This window comes from Deinococcus fonticola, assembly GCF_004634215.1.
GTDB classification, from domain to species: Bacteria; Deinococcota; Deinococci; order Deinococcales; family Deinococcaceae; genus Deinococcus; species Deinococcus fonticola.
In genome coordinates this window covers 21,758-46,022 of record NZ_SMMH01000002.1, presented here as the reverse complement: position 1 = coordinate 46,022, position 24,265 = coordinate 21,758, and the positions used below count along the sequence as shown (strand labels likewise).

Sequence of the window (24,265 nt, the reverse complement as noted above, 5' to 3'; positions counted from 1 at the left end):
CGCTAGGCTGGACGGATGAAGTTCTCACGTTTTCTTCCTTTCGGCGTGGCCCTGCTGCTGGCATTGACGCCCGCGCAGGCCGTGAATTTTGGCGGCCTGAACGTCACGCCGCGCGGTGCACAGAATCTGAACCTGGAAACGGGCGCCACCGACATGCCGCAGGGCGGCACTGCCACCGACAACAAGGGCGGCCTGACCCTCAGCGCCAGCCGCATGCAACTCAAGCCTGGCGAGGTGCTCTCGGCGCAGGGGGCCACCGTGAAAATCAAACGGGGCGGCACCTTGAGCGCCGCACAGGTCACTTACGACCTGAAGGCCGGAACCGTCACCGCGACCGGGAACGTGTCGTACAGCGACGCCCGCCTGAGCAGCCTCACGGCCTCCAGGGTGGTGCTATACGTGAAAAGCGGGTTCGTGGTGGCCTCAGGCAGCGTGAAGGCCAGCAAGCCCAGCCTGAGCGGCAGTACCCTGGCCTTCGACCCGAACACCATGCAGGCGGTGCTGACCGGGCCTTTCCAGATCAGCCACGGCCAGGGCGCGGCTGGCCCCGCCGGCAGTCGCCTGCTGATGACCTTCGCCGGAAATACCCTGCTGAACGCCACTCCACGCCCCAGCGCCGATGATCTGGCGCGTTTCAACCCGTATTTGAAGTAAGGAGTGAGTGGCTGGCCGATGACTTAAGCCAGGAAGTCATCGGCCAGCCGCTTGCTACCGTCAACTTTCTTTGAGCCAGCGCGCCGCGTCGATGGCGTGGTAGGTGATGATGGCGTCCGCTCCGGCGCGGCGCATGCCCGTCAGGGTTTCCAGTACGGTGCGGCGCTCATCCATGAAGCCAGCCAATGCGGCGGCTTTCACCAGGGCATACTCGCCGCTGACGTTGTACGTGACCAGGGGCAGGTCAAATTCGTCGCGCAGCAGTTTGATCACGTCCAGGTAGGCCAGGGCGGGCTTCACCATCAGGTAGTCGGCCCCCTCGGCCAAGTCCAGCCGGGCTTCGCGCAGGGCCTCGCGGTGACCGCCGCTGGCGTCCATCTGGTAGCTGCTGCGGTCGCCCTGGCTGGGGGCACTGCCGGCCGCCTCGCGGAAGGGACCGTAGTAGGCGCTGGCGTATTTCACGGCGTAGCTCATGACCGGAACGTGCGTGAATCCGGCCGTATCCAGCGCGGCGCGAATGGCCGCCACCTGACCGTCCATCATGGAACTGGGGGCCACGATGTCCGCGCCCGCCTGCGCCTGCGACACGGCCGTTCTGGCGAGCAGATCAAGGGTAGGGTCGTTGTCCACTGTCCACACGCCGCTCACCTCGCAGAGGTGCCCGCAGTGGCCGTGGCTGGTGTACTCGCACAGGCAGGTGTCGGCAATGACCGTCATCCCGGGGAGGGCCGCCTTGATGGCGCGGGTGGCCTGCTGCACCACGCCACTCTCGGCGTAAGCGCCTGAGCCCACTTCGTCTTTGTCGCGCGGAATGCCGAACAGGATGACCGACTGAATACCCAGTTCCCAGGCAGTTCTGGCGGCCTGCACGGCGCTGTCGTAACTGTGGCGTACCACTCCCGGCATGGTCTTGATGGGCGTGTCCGCCGCTTCCTCATGAACAAACAGCGGATGGATGAAGTGCGCCGGACTCAGCGTGACTTCACGGGTCATGGCGCGCATGGCCGCCGTGCGGCGCAGACGGCGGGGACGGTGGAGGAGCGTGGACATGCCCACCAGGGTAGCGTGGGCGGCCGGGAGAAATGCCCGCCCACCTGACGGTTAGGGTATTTGACAAAAGAACGAAGTGCTTTTTGGTTGAGCGATTTTGATGAGCAGGACGGACTGACATAAGCCCACAGGGAGAACGGAGCCAGACGTGGAACGACACCCGTATGACTCCATTCGGAGACCTGCTCCAGTTTTTCCTCAGAAATGCGGCAGCAGCGGACGGAACCAGGGCATGGCCCCCAGGATCATCAGCAGGGCCAGGCCACTCCACAGGGCGGCGGCGCGGTACTTGCCGACCTCGCTGCCGGCCTTGCGGCTCTGGGTGCTGGCGAGCGTGCCGAACACGGCGGCCAGCACGCCCAGACCCAGGTGTTCCCACTGGAAGCTGCTGCGCCCCGCACCCGCGAACACTGGAATTTTTTGCATGCCCATGTACGCGAACAGCAGCAGCCCCAGCACTACCTGCAGGTGCAGCGTCCCCATGAACATGCTGACCGGGCGGCGCTCGGCGGGCGTGAAGGGCCGTTTGCCGTTCAGGCCACTGACGCTCTGAATCACCGCCCACACACCTGTCAGCAAGACCAGCCAGCGGTTGAGGTTGTGCAGCGCAAGCAGAATGGCATAAAAGGACATGCTGGCAGCGTACCATGCAGGCCAGCCGCACTGACCGCCCGTTAAGGATGGGTGGTGGGGTCTGGGATGCCAGTTGTAGAGCAGACAAGGCCAGAAAAGAACCGACACACTTGAAACAGAGAAAACCGCCCCGGAGGGCGGTTACTGAAGGCGGCGGCAATCAGACCCAGGTGCCGTTCACTTCGCGGACGATCAGCGTGGTGCCGTCGGCGGCCACGATCAGCACACTCCTGCCGGCTTCGGCGTCTGGCCCGGTGGCGCGCCAGTCACTGTCGCCGACGCGCACGCGGCCCACGCCGTTCACGATGGGCGTGGTGACGGTCACCGTGCGCCCCACCAGGCGGCTGGCCCCGGTGTTGAGGCTGTCGCCCTCGTTGCCGCCCAGGGCCAGTTGACCCACATACCGCCGCCCGACGAACACCGCCGCCACCGCCAGCCCGGCGAACAGCAGCAGCTGCACCGTCACCGGCAGGATCGGCACCACGAACACCAACAGGCCCAGCGCGAACGCCGCCAGCGCCAGCCACACGAAGAAAACGCCGGGCGCACTGACTTCCAGAATCAGCAGGATCGCCCCCAGCACCCACCAGTGCCAGGGCTGCACCCGTTCAAAGGTCGGGAGCCAATCAGGCATCTGTCCTCACCCCTTGTGTCCGAAGGCTTCTTTCGCCACTTCGGCAATGCCTTGCAGGCTGCCCAGGACGCTGGTGGCCTCGATGGGCAGAATCAGGGTCTTCTGGTTGGGGGCGGTCGCCACGTCGCGCAGGGCGTCCACGTAACGCTGCGCGATGAAGTAGTTGATGGCCTGCGTGTTCCCGGCGGAAATGGCGTCGCTGACCATGCGCGTAGCCGCCGCTTCGGCCTGGGCACTGCGTTCGCGCGCTTCGGCCTGAAGGAAAGCCGCCTGCTTCTCGCCTTCGGCGCTGAGCACCGCCGCCTGCTTCTCGCCCTCGGCCTTCAGAATCGCGGCCTGGCGGAAGCCCTCGGCATCCAAGATGTTGGCGCGTTTTTCACGCTCGGCCTTCATCTGACGGGCCATGCTGGCCACCAGGTCGGCAGGCGGCTTGATGTCCTTGACCTCGATGCGCGTGACCTTGACCCCCCACGGCTCCGTGGCCTCATCCACCACAATCAGGAGCCGGGCGTTGATCTGGTCGCGGTTACTCAGCAGTTCGTCCAGATCCATGCTGCCCATCACCGTGCGGATGTTGGTCATGGTGAGGTTCAAAATGGCCTGCTCCAGGTTGCGCACCTCGTAACTGGCCTTCGCGGAATCGAGCACCTGATAGAACACCACGCCGTCCACCGTGACCATCGCGTTATCGCGCGTGATGACTTCCTGGCTGGGCACGTCCAGCACCTGCTCCATCATGTTCACGCGCCGACCGATCCGGTCGATGTACGGAATGATGAGGTTGAGGCCCGGCTTCAACGAACGCTGAAACTTCCCGAACCGTTCCTGAGTCCACTCGTATCCCTGCGGCACGCTCTTGATTCCCGCAAGAATCGTCACGATCACCAGCAGCAGCAGCACACCGACGAAAATCATGAAACCCATGTTTGCCTCCTGCCTCCTGTTACGTGGTGGTTCGGCGGAAGGTTCCCGGCCGGGCAAGCGCAGCTTGTGAAGTCAAGACCATGGAAAAAACAAGGTTGGAATGATGGATGAGCCGGCGGCGCTCAGCTCCTGGACGCTTGCAGCTTCAACTCCGGCCAGCTGAGGGTGACCACGTCGAGGAAGGTCAGGGCCAGCCACAGTTCCAGGGCGTCCACCCCGGCGGCGTGGCTGGCCAGGAGGCTGATGACGGTGCCGTGCGCGACGATGGCGACGGTTTGCTGCGGGTTGGCCTGCATGGCGGCGTTCACGGCGTGGCCGAAGCGCCTGCGGGCGTCGGCAGCGCTTTCCTCGCCGGACACCAGGTCGTCTGGGTAGGCGAACAACCGCTGGATATCCGCCTGGAAGTCCTGCACATCCGCGTGAAAGGGCGCGGTGTAGCGCAGTTGCTCGTGCAGGCCCAGCATGGGGCGGTGCCGCACTCCGAGCGCGCCAGCAAGGCCCTGCGCGGTGGCTTTCGCCTTGGGCTCCTCGCTGGAAATCACGATGTCCGGGCGCGGTTGTAGTCGTTCGACCAGGCCGGGAAGGCCCTGCAGGGCATCCGAAGCCAGTTCCCACTCGTGCGCCGGAACGCCGGGAATCACGAAGGGTTTGCCATGTTTGATCAGGTGAAGGGTGCGGGTCATGGGTGCCATACAAGCACACGCGCGTGAACGAGGCAGCGGCCGCAGGACGCATCAAAGCATCTGACAAGAGAATGAGGTGCTTTTTGGCCGAGCGGCGCGAGTGAATGGAGACGAGCAGGACGAAGAATGGAGTCAGGCGGGGTGTTCTTCCTCAGAGCGCGTAATTCGGAGACCTGTTCTACACTCGGTGCCGTGACCGTGCCGCTCGTGGAGTTAAAGGAAGTGACCGTGCGGGCCGGCGGGCGCACCCTGCTGGAGAACGTGACTTTAAGGGTGGCCCCCGGCGAAGCCCTGCGACTGGCCGGGCCGAACGGCGGAGGCAAGACCACACTGCTGCGCCTGCTGGCAGGTCAGGTGGCCCCGGTGCGTGGCGAGCGGGTCTACGGACTGGGGGGCGGGCTTCACACGTCGGCGGTGCAGGCGCGGCGCTCGCTGAGCGTGGTGGGGCCGGACGCCGAGGCCTTTTACCTGACGCGCGACTGGGAGCAGACCGTGCGCGACGTGCTGCTGGCCGGATTTCAGGGTGAAACCCTGAACCTGTGGGAAGCAGGCACGGATGCCCTGAGCCGCCTGAATGAAGTGGTGGCCCTGACCGGGCTGGTTTCGCTGCTGGAGCGGGATGTGCGCACCCTCAGCCACGGTCAACGGCGCCGGGTGATGCTGGCCCGCGCTTTAATGCCCAGACCAAAACTGCTGCTGCTCGACGAATTCACGGACGGCCTCAGCGCCGCCGCCAGAGCGGAACTGTCGCCCCTCCTGCAAACCGTTCACGCCACCGGCACGGCCCTCGTCCTCGCCACCCACCGCCCCGACGAAGCCCCGAACCTGAACTGGCGCACCGTGTACGTTCAGCACGGCAAAATCAGTAATATTCCCCCCTCCACCATCCATCAGCCGCCACCCCCCGCATCACTCCCCCCTTCCCCTTTCCCACTCCCGGTGTCCCTTGTCCGCCTGAGCGACGTGAATGTCTTCCGCAACGGTCACCCGGCGCTGGGGCCGATTTCGTGGGCCTGGGAGGCGGGACAGCACTGGCTGGTCACCGGGGAGAACGGCAGCGGAAAAAGCACGCTGGCACGGCTCATTGCCGGCGAATTTCACCCGGCGCTGGGCGGCCACGTCGAGCGGCCTTTCCTGAAGCGGGATCTGCTGGCTGAGCGGCGGCGTTCGATCGGGGTGGTGTCGGCGGAGCTGGGTATCCGGCAGCGCACCAGTTCGTCCGGGCGCAGGTGGACAGGCCGGGACGTGATCGGCAGCGCGTTCGCCGGCACCGAGGGGTTCATGGAGGAACTGACCGCCGGGCAGGGCGCGTGGGTGTCTGAACTGGCCGAGCGCCTTGAGCTGACCGAGTTGCTGGAACAAGACGCCGAAACGCTGTCCCAGGGGCAACTGCGGCGACTGCTGCTGGCCCGCGCCGTGGTTCACCGCCCGACCCTGCTGATTCTGGACGAGGGGCTGGATTTCGTGGACGCCGACAGCCGCGCCCGCTTCGTGGCGCTGCTGCCGGAACTGGTGCGCGGCGGCACGCATCTGATGGTCATTGCCCACCGTGCAAACGACACTTTACCGGGGCTGACCCACCACCTGCACCTTGACTCCGGCCAGGTAAGAAGCAGTTCAGCGTTGATCTAACTGGTCGGCCAGGGCATTCAGGTACGCGCCGACGTGGGTGTAATCGGGCAATTGCGTATCTGCGTGCGGCTCCAGCAGCGGCAATGTGCCGACCTGCACGGCGAAGGCGGCAAGTTCCAGCATCACCTCGTCGTTGTCACTGTCGCCGAAGGCCATGGTCTGCTCCAGCGGAACGTCCAGTCCCTCGGCCAGCAGCGTCAGGGCGGCGGCCTTGTTCGCGCCTTGCGGCGTGACGGTCAGGAATTGCGTGTACGGTTCCTGCCCGCCCGTGACCACCAGGTGCGGGTGAGACTGGCGCAGACGCTCGGCGTGGCCGGCCACATCGGGGTGGTAGAACCCCACCTTCACGATGCCTTCCTGCGGCGCTTCGCTGATAGGCCTGAACGAGCGGGCCACCATCCACGCTTCCGGTTCCCGGCCTGCCGGCAGGTCGACGTAAATACCCTGCGCGTCGAACAGCACGGTGCGCGCATCCGCCAGTTCGTGCGCCAGCACCGCCCGCAGGTCAGCGGCCGTGAACTGCGCGTCGCGGTGGACTTCCTCGCCGACCTGCACCCGCCCGCCGTTATTGGTGGCCTGTGCGTCGAAAGAAATGGCTTCCCTGACCCCTCTGGGCGGGGAGTCGCGCCCGGTCACCAGGGCGACCCGCACGCCCAGTCCCTGCAAACGCCGTAAAGCGGTGGCCGTAGCATCCGGCACGCTGGTGCCACCGTCCTGAATCAAGGTGCCGTCCAGATCGAACGCCAGAAGTCGCGGGGCAAACGGGGGCAGAGCAGGCCAGGACATGTGCCGAGGCTAGCGCGTTCAGGCCGGCGTGGCGTCAGGCCCACATTCCTGACCTCTGTGCTTTGACCTCTCTGCCCTGCCGGCCAACCGCCGTTTCTTCTTAGTTCGCATCAACGGTCGTTTCTCTCGATCCGGATTGGTGGCGCCAGCCAGTGCTATTTGCAAGGTGTTTTTTCCGCCTGAACAATTTGATTAAATGAAGGTTAGCTAAAGTCTTACCGTGGGGTGTTCTCACATGATCCACAGCCAGCATGGAGGGGTCAGAGCGTGCGCACCCTTTGGCCAGGAGACCACGATGCCAGACCATGAACTGCTCAGAAACATCGGCTGGGATGCCCATGATCCGCAAGCCCTTTCTCACTTCCTCGACTCATTGCCCGAAAAGCCGCGTCTGCTGGGCCTGGGTGAACCCCGCCACCTGATCGAGGCTTTCCCCGAGTGGCGCAACCGCTTCTTTCGTCTCCTTGTGGAAAGGCACGGTTACCGCTCGCTGGCCCTGGAAAGCGACATCCTGGCCAGCCAGCGCGTGAACGAGTTCGTCACAGGCGGCGCGGGAACGCTGGACGACGTGATGCGTTCAGGGTTCAGCCACGGTTTCGGCGTACTCCAGGCCAACCGCCAGCTTGTCGGGTGGATGCGCGGGTACAACGAGAACCGCCCCCCGGACGAGCAACTGCGCTTCTACGGTTTCGACGCCCCGATGGAGAATATGTGGGCGGCCAGCCCCCGCCTCTCCCTTCTGCATGTTCACGCCTTTCTGTCTGACCACCGACCAGACCGCCTGACCGTGGACACCGCCACCATTGAACGCCTGAGTGGTGATGACGCCCGCTGGACGAACGAACAAGCCGCCATGAATCCCAGCCAGTCTGTCGGCAACACGGACGAGGCGAGGCAGTTACGGCTCATCGCGGACGACCTGCACACGCTCCTGAACCTTGAAACGCCGCGTCTGGCTGCACTGCCGGGCTGGTGGAACGCGCAGTTGCACGCCCGAACAGCCGTGGGGCTGCTGCGTTACCACGCGATCATGGCGGACACCGACCCGGCGCGGTACGAGTCGCGTATGGAACGCCTGCTGGCCCAGCGTGACCTGATGATGGCCGATCACCTCATCGCCATCCTGGAGCAGGAAAAGCTACGCGGCCCGACGCTGGTGTTCGCCCACAACTCGCACCTGAAACGCGACCAGTGCGAGTGGAGTATGGGCAGCAGAAGCGCCGCCTGGTGGGGCGCGGGCGCACACCTGAATTTGCGCCTGGGCCCGAAATACGCCTTTATAGCCACGGCTTTCGGCTCAGCGCCGTCCCTTGGTATTCACCAACCCGGCCCGGACACGCTGGAAGGCGCCCTGATTGGTATTCCTAGTGACGTGTCTCTCTTCAATGCAAAAGATCTGCTCCAAAACCTGTCAGACGAATTGACCACACGAACTGATGCGCCCGTCCAGACCGGGTATTTTCCACTGAGGAGGCAGGATCTGCACCAGACGGACGGCGTACTGTTTATCAAAACGGCTCAGTGAGTGTCCCACCTCGGCCCTGGAGTACCCGCACACGCCGAGCGGGAACTGTACGCTTCATCTCTCCCCAGCCGCCCAAATCCATGTAAACCCCGTGAAACTTTCGCGGTCTGGGCGTTGCCTCGACCATGCTGGATTTACAACGCATTCGTGAAACCCGCCCTGCACCTCTGGCGGTAGGCTCACGCCAAATGAAAGACCCCGCACAGCGCGGGGTTTTTTCGTGGCGCACCCTAAAGGACTCGAACCTTTGACCGACCGCTTAGAAGGCGGTTGCTCTATCCAACTGAGCTAAGGGTGCAGATGCAGAAAGCTCCCGCGTGGGGAGCCTTCCTCTGCTGGAGCGGGATCACGGATTCGAACCGAGGCCAGAAGCTTGGAAGGCTGCTGTGCTACCACTACACCAATCCCGCAGGATGAAATGCGCGTAAATCTGGTCGAGGCGACTGGATTCGAACCAGCGACCCCTTGGTCCCAAACCAAGTGCGCTACCGGCCTGCGCTACGCCTCGGAGCTACGCGCCCGAAAACTATAGCAGATGTTCCGGCGTTGGGAAGAGGGGACGCCATAAGTGGCGCAGCAGCAAGGGTCGGGTTCCAGCGAGAGGCCGTCGCTGGCCAATTACGTGATGCTGAAATTACTGCGCCAGGCTGAACGGAGAGAACATTTTCAAATAAGGGCTTGCCACCTGTCTGGCACCGGTGGATGGTTCGTTGAGGGTGCCCTAAGCGGCCTTGAGGGTTCTGGCAGAGCGATGGCGTACCTTGGGGGTGGAAGCGCGTCCAGACTGAGGACATTTTCGGAGGTCAAGACCATGCAAGTGAAAGACGCCATGCACGCCCGCATCATCACCATTGAGCCGCACGCAACCCTGCCGGAGGCGGTGGTGAAGATGCAGGAATTGAAAATGAAGCGCCTGCCGGTCGTTCATGAGGGGAAGCTGGTGGGCCTGTTGACGGACGGGGAGGTCAGGCGCAACCTGCCGGCTTTGAGTGAGGGGCTGACGCCGTGGGAGTTTGCAGGCCGGGCCGGGCGCGTGCGCGTGCGAGACGCCATGCGTTCGCCGGTGCTGACGGCCACCCTGACCGAGGAGTTGAATCACGCCATCAAGCAGATGCTGGAGCGCCGGGTGGGCGGCCTGCCCGTCGTGGACGACGACGGCATGTTGCGCGGCATGCTGACCCTGACGGACGTGCTGCGGGCCGAGCAGGGGGCGCCGCGCCTCACCTGGGGCAGTGTGGATCAGCACATGACCGGCGACGTGGTGAGCGTACAGGCGGGCGACCCGGCCAGTGACGCCGCCGCAAAACTGAAGGTGTCCCGCCTGCGCGTCCTGCCGGTGCTGGAAGGTCAGCGTCTGGTGGGCTTACTGCACGAGGTCGATGTCCAGGCCGAGATAGAGCGGGAAGTCGCGGCACGTGGCGCACGGGCGGGCAGCAGCCTGATGCTGGCAGATCAGACCGTAAGGCAACTCATGCGTGCACCGACGGGTTACCTGCCGGAGGGCGCGCCCATGCGCGACGCCATGCAGCGCATGGTGGAACTGGATGTACACGGATTGCCGGTCGTGGACGGCGACGGTCATCTGCTGGGTGTCGTGACCATCAGTGACATCCTGAAAATCATCCTGGGTCAGAAGTAGTCGTCCGCTACGGCCGAGACTGAAAAGCACAACAGCAGAGCCGGGCATCTAACCCGCCCGGCCCTGCTGTTTTCCCTTGAATCCAGGATTTTCCGATCTTGCCCGTCGCTGTACAGCTTTACAAACTGCCCAGAGAGCCAGAGGGGCGGGGCTTGCCACCGCCTTCTTACCTGACGAATCGCCTTGGGTTCTCTTTCACTTGCCCCTGCGGCAGACGATTTCAGAGGGGGATTGAATTATCTGAAAGCCAGATCAGGCCTGTCCGTGTGCCGGCTGGGCTTCCAGGGCAGCGATCTCGGCAGGGGTGATCTGGTATTTCTCGTTGCACCAGTGACACATGATTTCCTGCCCGCCGGAAGCGATCATGTCCTGGCGGTCTTCTGCGGGGAAGAACTTGAGGCTGTCCAGGGCCCGTTCGCGCGAGCAGCGGCACTCGAAGCGGGCGGGTTGAGCACCAGGCGCCAGGCGCAGATCCAGGCCCTCGGTGGCGCGGGTCATGGCGTGCATCAGACCGCCGGCGCGGAGGTTGTCGGTCAGCATGCCCATCTGGCGGATGTTGGCTTCCAGACGCACCAGGGTTTCGTCGGTCACGCCGGGCATGGCCTGAATCAGTAGCCCGCCCGCGCTCACGACCTGCTGGCCTTCCTCGTACACGCCCAGCAGCACGGCGTTGGGAATCTGTTCGGAGACGCCCAGGTACTGGCTGACGTCCTCGGCGATCTCGCCACTGACCAGGTGAACGCTGCCGGTATACGGTTCGCCGTTGTCCAGCAGACGCGTGACCGCCAGTTCGCCGTCGATACCCACCAGGCCGCGCACGTCCAGTTTGCCGTCCGTTTCGCGCAGGGGCAGGTCGGCGCCGGGCTGGCGCACGTAACCCCGCAGCTGGCCGTCGTTGCTGCCCTCGGCGACGATCCAGCCGATGGGGCCGCCTCCTTCAATGCGCAGGGTCACGCGACTGCCAGGCTGCTTGCCCAGCACCACCGCGAGCAGGGCGCTAGCGCTTAGGGCGCGGCCCAGAGCGGCGGTGGCGGTTTTGCTGAGGTGGTGGCGTTGCCGGGCTTCCTCCACGATCCGGGTGGCGTCGATGCCAACCAGGCGCAGGGTATTGCCGGCAGCCGTACCTCGCAGAACGTGGGAATCCGGCAGGAGAGCAGCAGTCATTAGGAAATCTTACACGACCGCACTCAAGCCAATGGCAGTCAAGGTGACGTTGGTCTGGTGCTGAAGTGAAACCGATGTAACATGACCAGTTTATTCAGGCGTTTACTACCCTTTCCTCATCAAGGGTTCTTACGCTAGGGAGCGCTGTTTCTGATTTCACTACTTCTTTCACTACTTCCTTAAAGGACACCACAACATGACGCACAAAAGAACCTTATCTGCCCTGGCCCTGGCCAGTCTCGCCTTGACCCTCGCCTCCTGCAACAAGAACAACAACGCCAGCAATGGCGCCGGAAGCACCCTGGTCATTCAGGAATCCTCCGACATCCCCACCCTGGATCCCGGCACCAGCTACGATACCGCCAGCGGTCAGGTCGTGGAGAACCTGTACGAAACCCTGCTGACCTACCAGGGCAACAGCATCCGTGAACTGACGCCCATGCTGGCCACCGAATGGAAAGAAGAAAACGGTGGCAAGGAGTACCGCTTCACCCTGCGCGAAGGCGTGAAATTCCACAGCGGCAACCCCTTCAAGTGTGCAGACGCCGAGTACACCTTCCGCCGCAACCTGGTGACCAACACCGGCGACAGCGGCAACTGGTTCCTGGGCGAAAGCCTGCTGGGCACCGGGGCCAACGCCAACGACGACAAGAGCGTGACCTGGCAGCGCATTGCCGACGCCGTGAAGTGCGACGGGGAAACGCTGGTCTTTACCCTGCCCAAAGCCGACCCGGCCTTCCTGAGCAAACTGGCCTACACCGGCCAGGGCATCGTGGACAGCGAACACGCCAAGAAAATCGGCGAGTGGGACGGCACCGAGGCCACCTGGAAGGAAGCCGTGGGCAAAGACCTGACCGGCAGCCCGCTGGCGCAGGATCCCAGCGGCACCGGCGCGTACCGCCTGCTGAAGAAGGACGCCACCGCCGTGACCGCGCAGGCCTTCGCGGACTACTGGGGCGAAAAACCGCAGATTCAGAACGTGATCATCCAGAAGGTACCCGAACAGGCTGCCCGCATTCAGGCCTTCCTGAAAGGCGACGCCGACCTGATCGAGACGGGCGGCCGCCCCATTGTCGAAACGCAGATCAAGGGCCAGCCCGGTGTGGCGCTGCTCGACGACCTGCCCGACACCAGCGCCTTCGGGATCGCCATGAACCAGAACGTCAACGGCGGACAACTGGGCAGCGGCAAACTCGACGGCCAGGGCATGCCCGCCAATTTCTTCAGTGACGTGGACGTTCGCCGTGGTTTCGTGGCGGCCTTCGATGTGCCCACATACATCAAGGAAGTGCAGTCGGGCAAGGGCAGCGAACGCAACGTCATGTTGCCCGAATCCTTCCCCGGGTACGACGCCAGCCTCTCGCCCACCAAGTTTGACCTGGCCGCCGCCAAGGCCGCCTTCCAGAAAGCCTGGGGCGGGCAGGTGTGGCAAAACGGCTTTACCATCAACGTGTCCTACCGCGCCAACAGCAAACCCGCGCAGACCGGCATGGAGTTGCTGAAAAAGAACATCGAGAGCATCAATCCCAAATTCCGGGTGAACATCGTCGCCAAGGAGTGGAGCAAGATTCTGAAGGACTCCGAGGCCGGCAAGGAAGCCATGGTCATGACCGGCTGGGCCCCCGATTACGCCGACGCGGATAACTTCATCTACACCATCTACCACAGCAAGGGCTACTACCACCCGCGCAGCAACTTCACCGACGCGCAACTCGACGCCTGGATCGACGAGGCCCGCAGCACCACCGACACCGCCAAACGCAACGAGCTGTACAGCAACGTCGCCAAGCGCGCCCAGGATCAGGCGTACTACATCCTGATGCCCAGCAACCCCGGTCTGCTGGCCTACCGCGACAACCTGAAAGGTATCGGCACCGAGACCTTCAACCCCATGATCTCCTTCCGCACCGGCACCCTCTGGAAGACCCTCAGCAAGGGCTGAACACACCGGCGACAACGCCGACTCAACCGGAAGCCGCTCCAGTGATGGGGCGGTTTTCTGGTGGCGGATCAAGTGGGGCGCGGCCAGCTCACGTTGCTGGCCCTGCGCTCAGGCTTTCCGACATAACCCGCACGCAGGCAGCGCCCACCCGCACGGTTTGCCGGGATGTCGCCCGGCCAGGGCAGGTATGCTTCAGGTATGCACGACATGGAGACCGACGCGCCCCAGACCATCACCCTGCTGCTGGTGGACGACCACCCGGTGGTGCGCAAGGGCACGCGCGAACTGCTGGAAGGTGAAAGTGACCTGAAGGTGCTGGGCGAGGCCGGGAACGGTGAGGAGGCGGTGGCCCAGGCCCGCAGCCTGCGTCCCGCCGTGATCCTGATGGACGTGTCAATGCCCGGCATGAACGGCATTGAAGCCACCAAAGCCATCAAGGCCGAGAACCCCGGCGTGGGCGTGCTGGTCTTGACCAGTTACGACGACGACGCCTACGTGTTCGCCCTGCTGGAAGCCGGCGCAGCCGGTTACCTGCTGAAAAACGCCTCCGAGGACGACCTGCTCGGCGCGGTTCGGGCCGTCGCGGCGGGCGAAAGCGCCCTGCACCCCAGCATTGCCCGCAAGGTGCTGGAACGCTTCAGCACGAGCACCACCCCCACGCCCCCCGAGGACGACCTCAGCAGCCGCGAACTGGAAGTGCTGCGCGTGGCCGCCACCGGACGCACCAACAAGGAAATTGCCCGCGACCTGGACATCAGCCCCCGCACCGTGCAGGTTCACCTGGCGAACATCTTCAGCAAACTCGGCGTCGGCAGCCGCACCGAGGCCGTGCTGTACGGGATCAAACGCGGGTGGATCGATCCCAAGAGCCTGTAACCCTGGGGGCCAGAGTCGCCAACAGCACCCTGAGAGAAGCGAGGAGAACCAAAAAACCGGACGCTCTGTCCGGTCTTTCTTTTGCTTGTGCTTAGCCTTGCTCGGTGGCGGGAACGCTGCGGGCCTCTTCCACGTCCTTCTTGTCTTTCAGACGGTCGTGCTCGTTGTTGCGAGCAGAATTCGCCTCGCGGTCGTTCACGCCCTTGAAGGAAGGCTTCTCGTCGTGCTCGATCTCGTGAACTTCCTTCTTGTTGCGGTCGTAGTCCTGCGGCTGGCTGGTGTGGCCCTTGTTCTTGTCATCTTTGTCCGGCATGCAGGCAGCCTGTCACGTCCGCAATGCCTTTCTACAAGAGGAAACCCAACCCCGTTTTACATGAGGCCAAGAAAACCTTTAGGGAAGCGGCCAGCGGCATCCGCCTTCTTCCCAGTCGTCTACGCCCTGCGCCACCCGGCTCTACAGCGAGTTCCTGTGCCGACCCTATACTTGCGGGCATGTCGGATGACGCCCAGCCCAGCACCCCACCCCAGCGCCCGGAAGGTCTGCACGAGCAGACGGTGGCGCGCCTGAACAACCTGGACGCGCAGGTCGCGGCCGGGTTCGAGTCTCACCCCTACAGTTACCCACAGGCTCACCATGCCTCGGACGTCTACGCCGCGCACCCCGGCGAACTGGAAGCCGGGCAGAAATGGGACACCGAGGAGTATGTCCTGGCCGGGCGCGTGACCCTGATGCGCCACATGGGCAAGGCCGCTTTTGCCGACCTGAACGACGAGACGGGCAAGATGCAGCTCTTTTTCAGCAAAGCCGACACCGAGAATTTCGACCCCACCAAGAAAATCGACCTGGGCGACATCATCGGCGTGAAGGGGCACCCGTTCGTCACGAAAACCGGGCAACTGACGCTGCACGTCACGGGCTGGCAACCGCTGGTCAAGAGCCTGCACCCGCTGCCCAGCAAATTTCACGGCCTTCAGGACGAGGAACTCCGCGCCCGCCGCCGCTACATCGACCTGATGATCAACCCCGAACGGCGCGAAGGCTTCCGCATTCGCTCGCAGCAGATTCGCTTCATCCGGAATTTTCTGGACGCCCAGGGCTTCATGGAGGTCGAAGGGCCGACCCTGCAAGTTGTGGCGGGCGGCACCGAAGCCAAGCCGTTCAAGACCTTCCACAACCAGCTCGGGCACGAATTCAGCCTGCGCATCAGCCTGGAGCTGTACCTCAAGCGCCTGCTGGTGGGCGGGTTCGAGAAGGTGTACGAGATTGGCCGCAACTACCGCAACGAGGGCGTCGACCGCACCCACAACCCGGAATTCACCATGCTGGAGGCGTACTTCGCTTACGGCGACTACAACGACATGATGCGCCTGGTCGAGCAGATGCTGCACGGCCTGGTCAAGGAAGTGAAGGGCGACACGACCCTGACCTACCAGGGCAAAACCGTGGATTTCAGCCTGCCGTTCAAGCGCCTGGATTTCGTGACGGCCCTGAAGGAGAAAGCCGGCCTGGACTTCGACCCGACCGACCTGGTGAAACTGCGCGAGTGGACGGACAGCCGCCACCCCGAAATGCGCAAGGTGCCGGATTACAAACTGCTGGACAAGCTGTTCGGCGAGTACGTCGAGCATGAGCTGGTCGACCCGACTTTCGTGGTGGATGTCCCGCTGGCGATCAGCCCGCTGGTGAAAAAGCACCGCAGCCGCGAGAACCTCGCCGAACGCGCCGACCTGTTCGTGGCCGGCTTCGAGCTGGCGCCCATCTACAGCGAGTTGAACGACGCGCTGGATCAGCGTGCCCGCTTCGAGGCCCAGACCGCCCGCCGTGATGCCGGCGACGACGAAGCGCACGAGCAGGACGAGGACTTCCTGCTGGCGCTGGAGTACGGTATGCCGCCCACCGCCGGGATGGGTATGGGCATGGACCGTCTGGCCATGCTGCTGACCGACAGTGACAGCATCCGCGACGTGCTGCTGTTCCCGCTGCTGAAACCGGAAAGTGTGGAGAGCGCCGGGGAAAGCGAGTAGGCGTCAGGAGAGCAGAGGGGCGTGGGCACGGGCCTGCGCCCTTCTTTTTGATGAGACCGGCTTTCTTCTTTCTGCTCTCTCGGTTTTTCTCTGCTGCCCGCACGTTTCACGCTTTACACTGCGCCCCATGTGGATGAATTTGCTGCTGATCTTCATTCCGGTCAGCCTGCTGATGGAGCACGTGTTTCACGCCCCGCCGCTGTGGGTGTTCCTGACCTCGGTGATCTCGATCATCCCGCTGGCCGACTGGCTCAGGAAGGCCACCGAGCAGGTTGCGGAGCGGGCCGGGCAGACCATCGGCGGGCTGCTGAACGTGACCTTCGGGAACCTGGCCGAGCTGATCATTGCCATTTTCGTGTTGATGGCCGGGAACACCACCGTGGTGAAGGCGCAGATCACCGGTTCCATCATCGGCAATGCGCTGCTGGGGCTGGGCCTGGCCATTCTGATCGGCAGCCTGGGACGCAAACAGCAGAAGTTCAGTCATCACAACGCCGGACAGCTCAACTCCATGTTGTTCCTGACCGTTATCGCGCTGCTGATTCCGGCACTGTTCGATTACACCGAGCGCCTCCCCGGCTTCGCGGCGGCCAGTGACGCGGCCCGCAACAATCTGGACGAGTACCTGAGCCTGGGCGTGGCGGTGGTGCTGATCGCGGTGTACGCCCTGAACCTGGTGTACACGCTGGTGACGCACAAGGACGTGTTCGCACTCGACACTGCAGATGAGAACAGTGCTGATGAGCATGGGAACGCCGAGGGTACGGACGGCTCGGCGCACACTGAAGGGCATGGGCACGGCGGCCCGCTGTGGCCGACCTGGCAGGCGGGCGCGGTCATGGTTGGGGCGACCCTGCTGATCGCCCTGATGTCCGAGATGCTGTCCGGCGCCCTGGAAGCCACGTCCGAGACACTGGGCCTCAGCCCGTTCTTCCTGGGCATCATCGTGCTGGCGGTGGTGGGGAACTTCGCGGAGTACATCGCCGGAAGTTACTTCGCGCGGCAGGGCAAGATCGGCCTGGCCATGAACATCGCGGTGGGCGCGACCATTCAGGTAGCCCTGTTCACCGCGCCCGTGCTGGTGCTGATTTCTTACTTCATCGGCAAACCCATGAACCTGGTGTTCTCCAGCCCGCTGGAACTGGTGGCGATTGTCGCGGTGGCGATCACCGTGTCCGCCGTGACCCGCGACGGCGAGGCCACCTGGTTCGAGGGCGTGCTGCTGCTGACCGTGTACGTGCTGCTGGGCCTGGCCTTTTTCTTCGTGACGCCGCGCACCGAGCAAGGCGAACAGAACACGCCGGCCGGGCTGACCGCACCCGCACAAACGCTGGCGCTGAAACACGCCGAGCCTCACTGGATGCCCGGCGCCTGATGCCCACCCGGACCTTCGCCGCTGTTCTCTTTGACCTCGATGGGGTGCTGATCGACACGGAAAGCTCGATTACGGCGCTGTGGGCCGAAATTTTCGCCGGATATGACCTGCATTTCACGCGCCAGGAGATCACGCGCCTGACCGCCGGGCAACGCTTCAGCGGGGTTCTTCAACAACTGGAGGAACAGCGCGGCTGGAAAGCCCCCGAGGACTTTCTGCCCATGCTGGACGAACGGTTCAACCGGGCCTTCGAGGAGGTTCCGGTGATCGAGGGCGCTGCCGAAACGCTGGCGGCCCTGAAGCGTACCGGCCTGCCGTTCGCGGTGGCGAGCAACAGCCAGCACAACCGCCTCTTCATGAAGCTGGAAGGTGCGGGGCTGCTTCCCGCCTTTCAGGGCCGCGCCTACGATCCGTCTCTGACGAATAAAATTGGCAAACCTGCCCCGGACCTGTACCTGTACGCCGCCAGGCAACTGAACGTTTCCATTCACGATTGCCTGGTCATCGAGGACAGCGCGCCCGGAGCCACTGCCGGAGTCGCCGCAGGGGCCACGACCTGGGGTTTCCTGGCTGGCAGCCACATCCACACCGGCGATGAAAAGAGGCTGCGCGACATCGGCGTGAGCCACATCGTCCACTCGCACGCGCAGTTGAGGGAGGCGCTGGGGTTGTCCTGAGACCAGATTCAGCCCTGGTTTACCAGAATCCTCGTCAGGCGTGAGCAGTTTCAGCTGCCCCGGGTTTTGTCGGCGTGACTTTCCTGTGCGGCGTCTTTACACTCGTGACGTGCCCGAATCGCTTGCGCCCAGAAATCATCCGTGGCGCGGTTTGTGGACGGGGTTGGTGCTGGGCGGCGCGTTGTCGGTGCTGGCGGCTTTTGTCGGTGGGGTGCGGGCCACGACGGGCCTGCTGCTGCTGCTGACGGCGGTCTGTGGCCTGCTGGGCCTTTACCGCCCAGCGCGGCGACTGTTGCAGGTGGGTGGATCTGTGCTGGTCGCGCTGCTGTTTCTGTGCCTGATGACGCCCATCTTGCGCAGCCCCCTGGCGGCCCTGACGCTGAAGGAAACGCCAGTTCCGGCGGACGCGGTGGTGGTGCTGGGTGGCGGGGTGCAGTGCGGCACGCGGGCGCTGGCGAGCAGCAGCTTTACACGTCTGATCATGGGCTTGCAGCTGTGGCGGGAAGGGTACGCCCCCATGGTCACCGTGTCCGAGCAGTCGGGCCTGATCGGCGCGGCGAACTGCCCGAAAATGAGCGTGCTGGAACGCGAGTACATTCGCCGCCTGTACCCCACGGGTGGGCCGCAGGTGCTGACCCTGCGCAACGTGACCACCACGCGGGATGAGGCGAGCAGAGTTGGCGAGTACGCCAGGATACGCGGCTGGAACAGGGTTTTGCTGGTCACGTCCCCCAGCCACTCGCGCCGGGCAGCGGGGATCTTCAGGGCTTACGGCGTGCAGGTCGTGAGCGTCCCCGCGCCGGAAATCCTCTTTGACGAAACCCTGCCGACACCCGAAGACCGCCTGTACGCCCTGAAAACCCTGCTGTACGAGGGGCTGTCGCGCGTGAAATTCAGTCTGGGGGGCACGCCGGAACGCTGAGGGCACGCTGGGTCAACGTTCGTCGTAGAAAGCCTCGATGCGGCTACGGGCCAGATCCGGGTTGACTTTCAGGGTCATGTTCCGGAACCAGCGGCCCGCACCGCCCACCTGCCCGAGCTGTCCCATCTGGCGCGAGCGGGCCACGACGGCATTGGCCACGTGTTCGCGGCGCTGCTGAAAGCGCCGGGCCGCCTGGTGAACGTCGCTTTCGGTGGCGATCAGGTCGGCCAGGGTGGCGGCGTCCTCGATGGCCTGCGCGGCTCCCTGGCCCAGGTTGGGGCTGGTGGCGTGCGCGGCGTCGCCCAGGAGAACCACGTTGCCTTTCGTCCATTCGGGCAGGGGCGAGAGGTCGCGCAGGGGGGTAACGATCATGGCGGCCTCCGGCGTTTCCTGAATCAGGGCCTGAACCGGCGCGGGGAAGCTTTCATAGGCCTGCGCGAGTTGCGGGATCGTGACTGTGGGGGACACATCCCCGGATTTCAGCACGGCGTGCCAGTACACTTCGCGGTCATTGATGGGAAAACAGGTGAAGCGCTGCCCCACACCCCAGAATTCGGTGAAGCTCTGCTCGTATCTGGCGGGCAGGCGGGCGGCGAGAACGCCACGCACGGCCGTCTGCCCGGTGGGTTGCAGTTGCACGTGCGGGAAAAGGATTTCGCGGGTGCGCGACTGGGCGCCGTCCGCGCCGACGATCAGGTCACCGATCACATGGCGGCGGTTGGTGAACGACAGATACGACTCGTGTCCACGCTCCTGCACGGTGTCCAGGCGGTGTTGCAGGGACAGCACCTCGGGTGGCAGTTTTTCCAGCAGGCCCGCCTGCAGGACGCTGCGCGACACCGCCCACAGACCCCGGCCCTGCTGGCGTTCCACCTCGTGCTGGTCACGGACGTACAGCGCCTGGCCGTTCACGGCGTCGATGATCTGCATGCGGCGCAGGGAAACGCCGTTCTGAAAGACGCTGCGCAGGCCCAGCCGTTCCAGGATGCGGGCCGAGTTGGGCGGCACGATCAGGCCGCCGCCAGGGGCTTGCAGGTGGGCTTGCGCTTCGTACACTTCGATGTGAAGGTCGTGCAGCAGCAGGGTGCGGGCCAGGGTCAGGCCCCCGATCCCGGCCCCGATGATGATGATGGATGGACTGGACATAGGCGCCACTATCCGGCGCTGCATTACCAATGCATTACGGATGTAAGCGATTTAACACCTCTGAACGGCACGCAGCGACTCACGGCAGGGCGGTTCAGGAACGTTCGCCCGGCGGGCAAAGGGATCAGGATGGTGGCGGGTCACCCTGCGCCTGAGCGGCCGAACCCGTACACTGCCGGACGATGAGTGATGTTCCTGTGGTAAGCGTGATTGGTGCGGGCCTGGCGGGTTCCGAGGCGGCCCTGGCGGCGGCGGGTCAGGGCGTGCGGGTGCGGCTTTACGAGATGCGTCCGGCCCGGATGACGCCGGCCCACCGCACCGGGAATTTCGCGGAACTGGTGTGCTCCACCAGCCTGGGTGGCGAGGGGATTCAGCAGAGCAAGGGCCTGCTGCAGTCGGAGATGCGCTCGGTGGGCGCGGCGATCGTGGGGTCGGCGGACGCGGCGAAAGTCCCGGCGGGCAATGCGCTGGCGGTCGACCGCGAGGAGTTCAGCGCGCGGGTCACGCGGCTGATCCGTGAACACCCGCTGATCGAGGTGGTGGAGGGCGAGGTCAGCGTCATCCCGGAGGGCCTGGTGGTGATCGCTTCAGGGCCGCTGACCTCGGAGGCGCTGGCGGAGGACGTAGCGCGGCTGACCGGCAGTGAACGCCTGAGTTTCTACGACGCAGCGGCGCCCGTGATCGACGTGGACAGCATCGACCTGACGGTGGCGTGGCGGGCGGGGCGCTACGACCAGTCGGCGGATTACATCAACTGCCCGTTTACCAAAGAAGAGTACCTGCGGTTTTTCGGGGCGCTGGAGCAGGCCCGCACCCACACGCCGCACGACTGGGAGAAACTGGAGTTCTTCGAGGGGTGCATGCCCATCGAGGAAATAGCGCGGCGCGGCGTGGACACCCCGCGTTTCGGCCCCATGTCGCCCAAGGGCCTGGATGACCCGCGCACCGGGCGCTGGCCTTACGCCGTGGCGCAACTGCGCCAGGAAGACCGCGAGGGGCGCATGTGGTCGCTGGTGGGCTTCCAGACCGGCCTGAAGTGGGGCGACCAGAAGGAAGTGGTACACCTGATTCCCGGCCTTCAGAACGCCGAAATCGTGCGGTACGGCGTGATGCACCGCAATACGTACCTGAACGCCCCGGCCGTGCTGGACAGCACCCTGCAACTGAAAGCCGACCCCACCAAGCTGGTGGCGGGCGTCCTGGCCGGCACCGAGGGCTACCTGGAATCCAGCGCGACCGGGTGGCTGGCGGGCACCAACGCGGCGCGGCTGGCCCGCGGCCTGCAACCCCTGACGCCCCCGGCCGAGTCGATGCTGGGCGGCCTGGTGCGTTACCTGGCCAGCGCCAACCCGAAGGGCTTTCAGCCGATGAACGTGAACTGGGCGCTGGTGCCGGAGTTGCCCGTGGAAATCAACGAGAAGACGGGAAAAACCCGCAAACTGGGAAAACGCGAGAAACGCCCGGTGATGTTCGCGCGCGGCCTGAACGCTTTCATGACGTGGGCGCAGGACGAGGCGGGGTTGAGCGTGACGCCGCAGGCCCTGCCGGAACCCGCAGAAACGTAAGCGCGTAGCTGTGGCGTGCCCTGCGCCGCTTCCCACCCGGCGGCCTCTGGGAGTAGCTGAATATTCAAGCAGTCAGTGGCCGGTCAGTCCAGCGGCTTGTGATAAAGCGACAGGAGTTCTTCGTGCTTCTCCCTGGATCTGGGACGAACAGCACTGGAGAAGCTGCCAAGAACATGGGGGATGGTTCAGGCCAGTCTGGAGGAAGGCAATGAAACACAGGATGGGCACAAAGTTCGTGGGACTGGCGCTGGGCATGGCGCTCCTGAGCAGTTGCCTGCCCGCGCCCCTGCAGGCGCAGCGCGGCGCGCTGGTAAAGGTGGCGGCGCAACCCGCCGGGCCAGGCCTGGTGCAAAGTTCGCTGCGCCGCGACGTGTACCGCACCCCGGGGCCGCAGGCGCTGGCGGTACGCACGGATAAAAACGCTTTCGTCAGCGTGATCGTCCTGCCCTTGAATAACGGTAGCTGGGGCAGCGTGCCCCTGGGGGCCAGCGTGCTGGAGCCCGTGCAGGTGCCGGGCGGCACCACCGTGGAGCTTCCTCTTCCGCCCATGCCAGACCCCAGGCAACTCTTCGCCGTGCAACTCTTCACGGTCGCCAGCGTGGAACCCCTGAACCTCCAGGCCGCGCGGGGCGTCACCAGCGTCAAGGGCGTTTCAGAGGTGGTGGAAGCTGCCGCGAAGACCCTGCCGGCAGGCGGTTACAACGTGGCGTCCACGACATACCGGGTGGCCCCGTTCGGGGAGTTGACCATCCAGTCGAACGTTCCCGACGCGACCGTCACGGTGGACGGTCAGGCGGTGGGCCACACGCCCTTCCTGACTGTGCGCGATGTCCCGGCCGGCCACGTGGAAGTCAAGGTGCAGCGCCCCGGATTCGAGCGCTGGGTGCAGGACGTGACCGTCACGCCCGGCACCAGCACGCCGGTGTACGCGCACCTGCGCCCCGCCCTGGGTACGGTGGTGGTGAGCAGCAGTGTCGAGGCCAACGTGTTCGTGCAGGGTCGGCACATCGGCAGCGGCCGAAGCGTCAGCGCCCGCGTGCCCGTCGGGCCGGTCAGCGTGACGGTGGTGCCCGTGACGACGCCGGGAAAACCCGCGCTGAACTCCTCGGGGGCGGTGGTGGAAGTCTGGCAGGACGGCGTCGCCACGGTGACCTGCAGCGGCCAGCCCACTTTCGTTTGTACGGGGCGGTAAACCGCTGTTTTCAGCCGCCTCGCTGGCGACACGGATTAGCCTGAAAGGCCGACCCCTGAAAAAAGCGCGGAGGGACTGGGGGAAGCTTAGCGGCAGGCTCACCGCATTGCTGCTTTGCCTTGTCTTCCCGCTGACGTTCCCGGCGTGGCGTGTGGGTGTAGGCTCGTTGAATGACTTTGCCGGCTGCCGAATTGACGCCTGTGCTGGGCAGTTTGTACGCCCTTCAGGTGCCTATCCCCTACCCCATGAAAACGGTCACGGTGCTGCTGGACGCGCCGCGCGGCGGGCCGCTGAGCCTGGTGGACTGCGCCCTGGATACCCCGGAGGCCCGGCAGGCGCTGGAGGACGGCCTGGCGGCGCTGGGGCGGCACTGGTCGGACGTGGATCAGCTGGTCATCACGCACCACCACCCGGATCACTACGGGCTGGCGGGCGTCATCGAGGAACGCAGCGGCGCGAACGTGCTGATGCTGGACGTGGAGATCGGGCGGGGCGAGCGCTACTGGCACATGCTCAAGGAGTGGTTACCGGGCCACGTCAAACACTTCCGCGACCACGGCCTGCCGGACGAATTCCTGGCGGGGCTGACCGGTGAAAACCCGCGCGTGCAGCCGGCCAGCCGCATTACGCCGCTGCGTGAGGGTCAGCACGTGTCCCTCTCCGGCAAGGACTGGGAAGTGCTGTGGCTGCCCGGCCACGCCGACGGTCACCTGGGCCTGTGGAACGCCGAGGACAGCACCCTGATTGCCGGGGACGCCATCCTGCCGCGCATCAGCCCCAACGTGGGCCTGTACGCCTACACGCGCCCGGATCCGCTGGGCGATTATCTGCAGACGCTGGGCAAACTCGAAGCCCTGAACCCCGAGCGCGCGGTGGTGGGGCATCACGGCCCGGTCATGGGCGGCGTGCAGGCCCGCGCCCGTGAACTGCGGTCACACCACCACGAGCGGCTGGACTTCATGAAGCTTGAGGCAGGCAAGGAACCGCGCAGCGCCTACGCCCTGTCGCACGCGATGTTTCCGCGTGACCTGAACACCAGCGGGCGGCGCTTTGCCCTGGCCGAAACCCTGGCCCACCTGGAACACCTGCGGCTGCTGGGGCAGCTTTACCGCACCTGGCACGAAGAGCAGGAAGTCTGGGTGTACCACGCCTGACAAAAAACCTTTTTCCTTAACCTGAAGCCCACAGCCCACCCGCCTCGTTGCTGCCTGCCATTGCAAT

Annotated in this window: 22 protein-coding genes and 3 tRNA genes; 13 read left to right on the top strand and 12 right to left on the bottom strand. The window is 64.6% G+C overall.

All coding sequences use genetic code 11. The features are described 5' to 3' along the window. The first annotated feature begins 15 nt into the window (after positions 1-15). Complete coding sequence (locus E5Z01_RS01595) at positions 16-654, top strand: hypothetical protein (RefSeq protein ID WP_240738127.1); 639 nt, start codon at positions 16-18, stop codon at positions 652-654. Between the two features lie 60 nt (positions 655-714). Here E5Z01_RS01595 and hemB read toward each other — a convergent pair whose 3' ends face one another. The 5 genes from hemB to E5Z01_RS01570 form a co-directional block, all read right to left on the bottom strand. Then, a complete protein-coding gene (gene hemB, locus E5Z01_RS01590; protein ID WP_135227773.1) occupies positions 715-1,704 on the bottom strand; it encodes a porphobilinogen synthase in 990 nt (329 codons plus the stop codon). A 198-nt stretch (positions 1,705-1,902) separates the two neighbouring features. Continuing rightward, complete coding sequence (locus E5Z01_RS01585) at positions 1,903-2,337, bottom strand: hypothetical protein (RefSeq protein WP_135227772.1); 435 nt, start codon at positions 2,335-2,337, stop codon at positions 1,903-1,905. 160 nt (positions 2,338-2,497) lie between these two features. Continuing rightward, positions 2,498-2,971 carry an NfeD family protein gene (locus E5Z01_RS01580; RefSeq protein ID WP_135227771.1) on the bottom strand — a complete coding sequence of 158 codons (474 nt, stop codon included), beginning with the start codon at positions 2,969-2,971 and terminating at the stop codon, positions 2,498-2,500. A 6-nt stretch (positions 2,972-2,977) separates the two neighbouring features. Beyond that, positions 2,978-3,895, bottom strand: a complete 918-nt coding sequence (locus tag E5Z01_RS01575) for an SPFH domain-containing protein (RefSeq protein WP_119763119.1) — start codon at positions 3,893-3,895, stop codon at positions 2,978-2,980. A gap of 122 nt (positions 3,896-4,017) precedes the next feature. After that, complete coding sequence (locus E5Z01_RS01570; protein ID WP_135227770.1) at positions 4,018-4,578, bottom strand: histidine phosphatase family protein; 561 nt, start codon at positions 4,576-4,578, stop codon at positions 4,018-4,020. A gap of 192 nt (positions 4,579-4,770) precedes the next feature. Between E5Z01_RS01570 and E5Z01_RS01560 the strand changes: the two genes are divergently transcribed. After that, positions 4,771-6,210: an ATP-binding cassette domain-containing protein gene (locus E5Z01_RS01560; protein ID WP_240738126.1), complete on the top strand. Its 1,440-nt coding sequence runs from the start codon at positions 4,771-4,773 to the stop codon at positions 6,208-6,210. Here the strand turns inward: E5Z01_RS01560 and E5Z01_RS01555 are convergent. After that, positions 6,196-6,996, bottom strand: a complete 801-nt coding sequence (locus tag E5Z01_RS01555) for an HAD-IIB family hydrolase (protein ID WP_135227767.1) — start codon at positions 6,994-6,996, stop codon at positions 6,196-6,198. The two genes, E5Z01_RS01560 and E5Z01_RS01555, sit on opposite strands and share 15 nt — an antisense overlap. A 295-nt stretch (positions 6,997-7,291) precedes the next feature. On the opposite strand from E5Z01_RS01555, the gene E5Z01_RS01550 reads away from it, so the two are divergent. Next, the gene (locus tag E5Z01_RS01550) at positions 7,292-8,521 is read left to right on the top strand and encodes an erythromycin esterase family protein (protein WP_135227766.1); all 1,230 of its coding nucleotides are present in this window, start codon (positions 7,292-7,294) and stop codon (positions 8,519-8,521) included. A gap of 221 nt (positions 8,522-8,742) precedes the next feature. On the opposite strand, the gene E5Z01_RS01545 is transcribed toward E5Z01_RS01550, so the two are convergent. From E5Z01_RS01545 to E5Z01_RS01535, 3 genes are all read right to left on the bottom strand, one after another. Next, positions 8,743-8,819 (bottom strand) — tRNA-Arg (locus tag E5Z01_RS01545). A 38-nt stretch (positions 8,820-8,857) separates the two neighbouring features. Beyond that, positions 8,858-8,931, bottom strand: a tRNA-Gly gene (locus E5Z01_RS01540). 21 nt (positions 8,932-8,952) lie between these two features. Continuing rightward, positions 8,953-9,029 (bottom strand) — tRNA-Pro (locus E5Z01_RS01535). Positions 9,030-9,332: 303 nt separating this feature from the next. On the opposite strand from E5Z01_RS01535, the gene E5Z01_RS01530 reads away from it, so the two are divergent. Beyond that, positions 9,333-10,160, top strand: a complete 828-nt coding sequence (locus E5Z01_RS01530; RefSeq protein WP_167757711.1) for a CBS domain-containing protein — start codon at positions 9,333-9,335, stop codon at positions 10,158-10,160. 252 nt (positions 10,161-10,412) lie between these two features. On the opposite strand, the gene hslO is transcribed toward E5Z01_RS01530, so the two are convergent. Continuing rightward, complete coding sequence (gene hslO, locus E5Z01_RS01525; RefSeq protein WP_135227764.1) at positions 10,413-11,324, bottom strand: Hsp33 family molecular chaperone HslO; 912 nt, start codon at positions 11,322-11,324, stop codon at positions 10,413-10,415. Positions 11,325-11,520: 196 nt separating this feature from the next. On the opposite strand from hslO, the gene E5Z01_RS01520 reads away from it, so the two are divergent. Both E5Z01_RS01520 and E5Z01_RS01515 read left to right on the top strand, forming a co-directional pair. Beyond that, positions 11,521-13,266 (top strand): ABC transporter substrate-binding protein, encoded by a 1,746-nt coding sequence (locus E5Z01_RS01520; protein WP_135227763.1) that lies wholly within the window; start codon positions 11,521-11,523, stop codon positions 13,264-13,266. Positions 13,267-13,464: 198 nt separating this feature from the next. Continuing rightward, positions 13,465-14,142 (top strand): response regulator, encoded by a 678-nt coding sequence (locus E5Z01_RS01515; RefSeq protein WP_420810823.1) that lies wholly within the window; start codon positions 13,465-13,467, stop codon positions 14,140-14,142. Positions 14,143-14,233: 91 nt separating this feature from the next. Here the strand turns inward: E5Z01_RS01515 and E5Z01_RS01510 are convergent, their stop codons facing one another. Continuing rightward, a complete protein-coding gene (locus tag E5Z01_RS01510; protein ID WP_135227761.1) occupies positions 14,234-14,455 on the bottom strand; it encodes a hypothetical protein in 222 nt (73 codons plus the stop codon). A gap of 179 nt (positions 14,456-14,634) precedes the next feature. Between E5Z01_RS01510 and lysS the strand changes: the two genes are divergently transcribed. The 4 genes from lysS to E5Z01_RS01490 all read left to right on the top strand — a co-directional run bounded on the left by lysS (position 14,635) and on the right by E5Z01_RS01490 (position 19,141). Next, positions 14,635-16,167, top strand: coding sequence for a lysine--tRNA ligase (gene lysS / locus E5Z01_RS01505; RefSeq protein ID WP_135227760.1), 1,533 nt, complete (start codon positions 14,635-14,637; stop codon positions 16,165-16,167). Between the two features lie 127 nt (positions 16,168-16,294). Beyond that, a complete protein-coding gene (gene cax / locus E5Z01_RS01500; protein WP_135227759.1) occupies positions 16,295-17,542 on the top strand; it encodes a calcium/proton exchanger in 1,248 nt (415 codons plus the stop codon). Then, a complete protein-coding gene (locus tag E5Z01_RS01495; protein WP_135227758.1) occupies positions 17,542-18,219 on the top strand; it encodes an HAD family hydrolase in 678 nt (225 codons plus the stop codon). Before cax ends, E5Z01_RS01495 begins: the two co-directional genes overlap by 1 nt. A 109-nt stretch (positions 18,220-18,328) precedes the next feature. After that, positions 18,329-19,141, top strand: coding sequence for a YdcF family protein (locus E5Z01_RS01490; protein ID WP_240738125.1), 813 nt, complete (start codon positions 18,329-18,331; stop codon positions 19,139-19,141). A gap of 12 nt (positions 19,142-19,153) precedes the next feature. Here the strand turns inward: E5Z01_RS01490 and E5Z01_RS01485 are convergent, their stop codons facing one another. Beyond that, positions 19,154-20,287: an FAD-dependent monooxygenase gene (locus tag E5Z01_RS01485; RefSeq protein WP_167757710.1), complete on the bottom strand. Its 1,134-nt coding sequence runs from the start codon at positions 20,285-20,287 to the stop codon at positions 19,154-19,156. 182 nt (positions 20,288-20,469) lie between these two features. Here E5Z01_RS01485 and trmFO point away from each other — a divergent pair, with 182 nt between their 5' ends. The 3 genes from trmFO to E5Z01_RS01470 all read left to right on the top strand — a co-directional run bounded on the left by trmFO (position 20,470) and on the right by E5Z01_RS01470 (position 24,198). Beyond that, positions 20,470-21,852: a methylenetetrahydrofolate--tRNA-(uracil(54)-C(5))-methyltransferase (FADH(2)-oxidizing) TrmFO gene (gene trmFO, locus E5Z01_RS01480; RefSeq protein WP_135227756.1), complete on the top strand. Its 1,383-nt coding sequence runs from the start codon at positions 20,470-20,472 to the stop codon at positions 21,850-21,852. A 208-nt stretch (positions 21,853-22,060) separates the two neighbouring features. Beyond that, positions 22,061-23,044: a PEGA domain-containing protein gene (locus E5Z01_RS01475; protein WP_135227755.1), complete on the top strand. Its 984-nt coding sequence runs from the start codon at positions 22,061-22,063 to the stop codon at positions 23,042-23,044. Positions 23,045-23,214: 170 nt separating this feature from the next. Then, positions 23,215-24,198 (top strand): MBL fold metallo-hydrolase, encoded by a 984-nt coding sequence (locus E5Z01_RS01470; protein ID WP_135227754.1) that lies wholly within the window; start codon positions 23,215-23,217, stop codon positions 24,196-24,198. The last annotated feature ends 67 nt before the right edge of the window (positions 24,199-24,265 follow it).

Excerpts from the sequence above, each read along its gene's own strand:
- E5Z01_RS01570 (WP_135227770.1), bottom strand. The coding sequence starts at position 4,578 with ATGACCCGCACCCTTCACCTGATCAAACATGGCAAACCCTTCGTGATT.
- E5Z01_RS01495 (WP_135227758.1), top strand. The coding sequence starts at position 17,542 with ATGCCCACCCGGACCTTCGCCGCTGTTCTCTTTGACCTCGATGGGGTG.
- E5Z01_RS01575 (WP_119763119.1), bottom strand. The coding sequence starts at position 3,895 with ATGGGTTTCATGATTTTCGTCGGTGTGCTGCTGCTGCTGGTGATCGTG.
- E5Z01_RS01595 (WP_240738127.1), top strand. The coding sequence starts at position 16 with ATGAAGTTCTCACGTTTTCTTCCTTTCGGCGTGGCCCTGCTGCTGGCA.
- E5Z01_RS01510 (WP_135227761.1), bottom strand. The coding sequence starts at position 14,455 with ATGCCGGACAAAGATGACAAGAACAAGGGCCACACCAGCCAGCCGCAG.
- cax (WP_135227759.1), top strand. The coding sequence starts at position 16,295 with ATGTGGATGAATTTGCTGCTGATCTTCATTCCGGTCAGCCTGCTGATG.
- E5Z01_RS01515 (WP_420810823.1), top strand. The coding sequence starts at position 13,465 with ATGCACGACATGGAGACCGACGCGCCCCAGACCATCACCCTGCTGCTG.
- E5Z01_RS01585 (WP_135227772.1), bottom strand. The coding sequence starts at position 2,337 with ATGTCCTTTTATGCCATTCTGCTTGCGCTGCACAACCTCAACCGCTGG.
- E5Z01_RS01520 (WP_135227763.1), top strand. The coding sequence starts at position 11,521 with ATGACGCACAAAAGAACCTTATCTGCCCTGGCCCTGGCCAGTCTCGCC.
- hslO (WP_135227764.1), bottom strand. The coding sequence starts at position 11,324 with ATGACTGCTGCTCTCCTGCCGGATTCCCACGTTCTGCGAGGTACGGCT.
- E5Z01_RS01580 (WP_135227771.1), bottom strand. The coding sequence starts at position 2,971 with ATGCCTGATTGGCTCCCGACCTTTGAACGGGTGCAGCCCTGGCACTGG.
- E5Z01_RS01470 (WP_135227754.1), top strand. The coding sequence starts at position 23,215 with ATGACTTTGCCGGCTGCCGAATTGACGCCTGTGCTGGGCAGTTTGTAC.
- lysS (WP_135227760.1), top strand. The coding sequence starts at position 14,635 with ATGTCGGATGACGCCCAGCCCAGCACCCCACCCCAGCGCCCGGAAGGT.
- E5Z01_RS01485 (WP_167757710.1), bottom strand. The coding sequence starts at position 20,287 with ATGTCCAGTCCATCCATCATCATCATCGGGGCCGGGATCGGGGGCCTG.
- hemB (WP_135227773.1), bottom strand. The coding sequence starts at position 1,704 with ATGTCCACGCTCCTCCACCGTCCCCGCCGTCTGCGCCGCACGGCGGCC.
- E5Z01_RS01530 (WP_167757711.1), top strand. The coding sequence starts at position 9,333 with ATGCAAGTGAAAGACGCCATGCACGCCCGCATCATCACCATTGAGCCG.
- E5Z01_RS01555 (WP_135227767.1), bottom strand. The coding sequence starts at position 6,996 with ATGTCCTGGCCTGCTCTGCCCCCGTTTGCCCCGCGACTTCTGGCGTTC.
- E5Z01_RS01550 (WP_135227766.1), top strand. The coding sequence starts at position 7,292 with ATGCCAGACCATGAACTGCTCAGAAACATCGGCTGGGATGCCCATGAT.
- E5Z01_RS01475 (WP_135227755.1), top strand. The coding sequence starts at position 22,061 with ATGAAACACAGGATGGGCACAAAGTTCGTGGGACTGGCGCTGGGCATG.
- trmFO (WP_135227756.1), top strand. The coding sequence starts at position 20,470 with ATGAGTGATGTTCCTGTGGTAAGCGTGATTGGTGCGGGCCTGGCGGGT.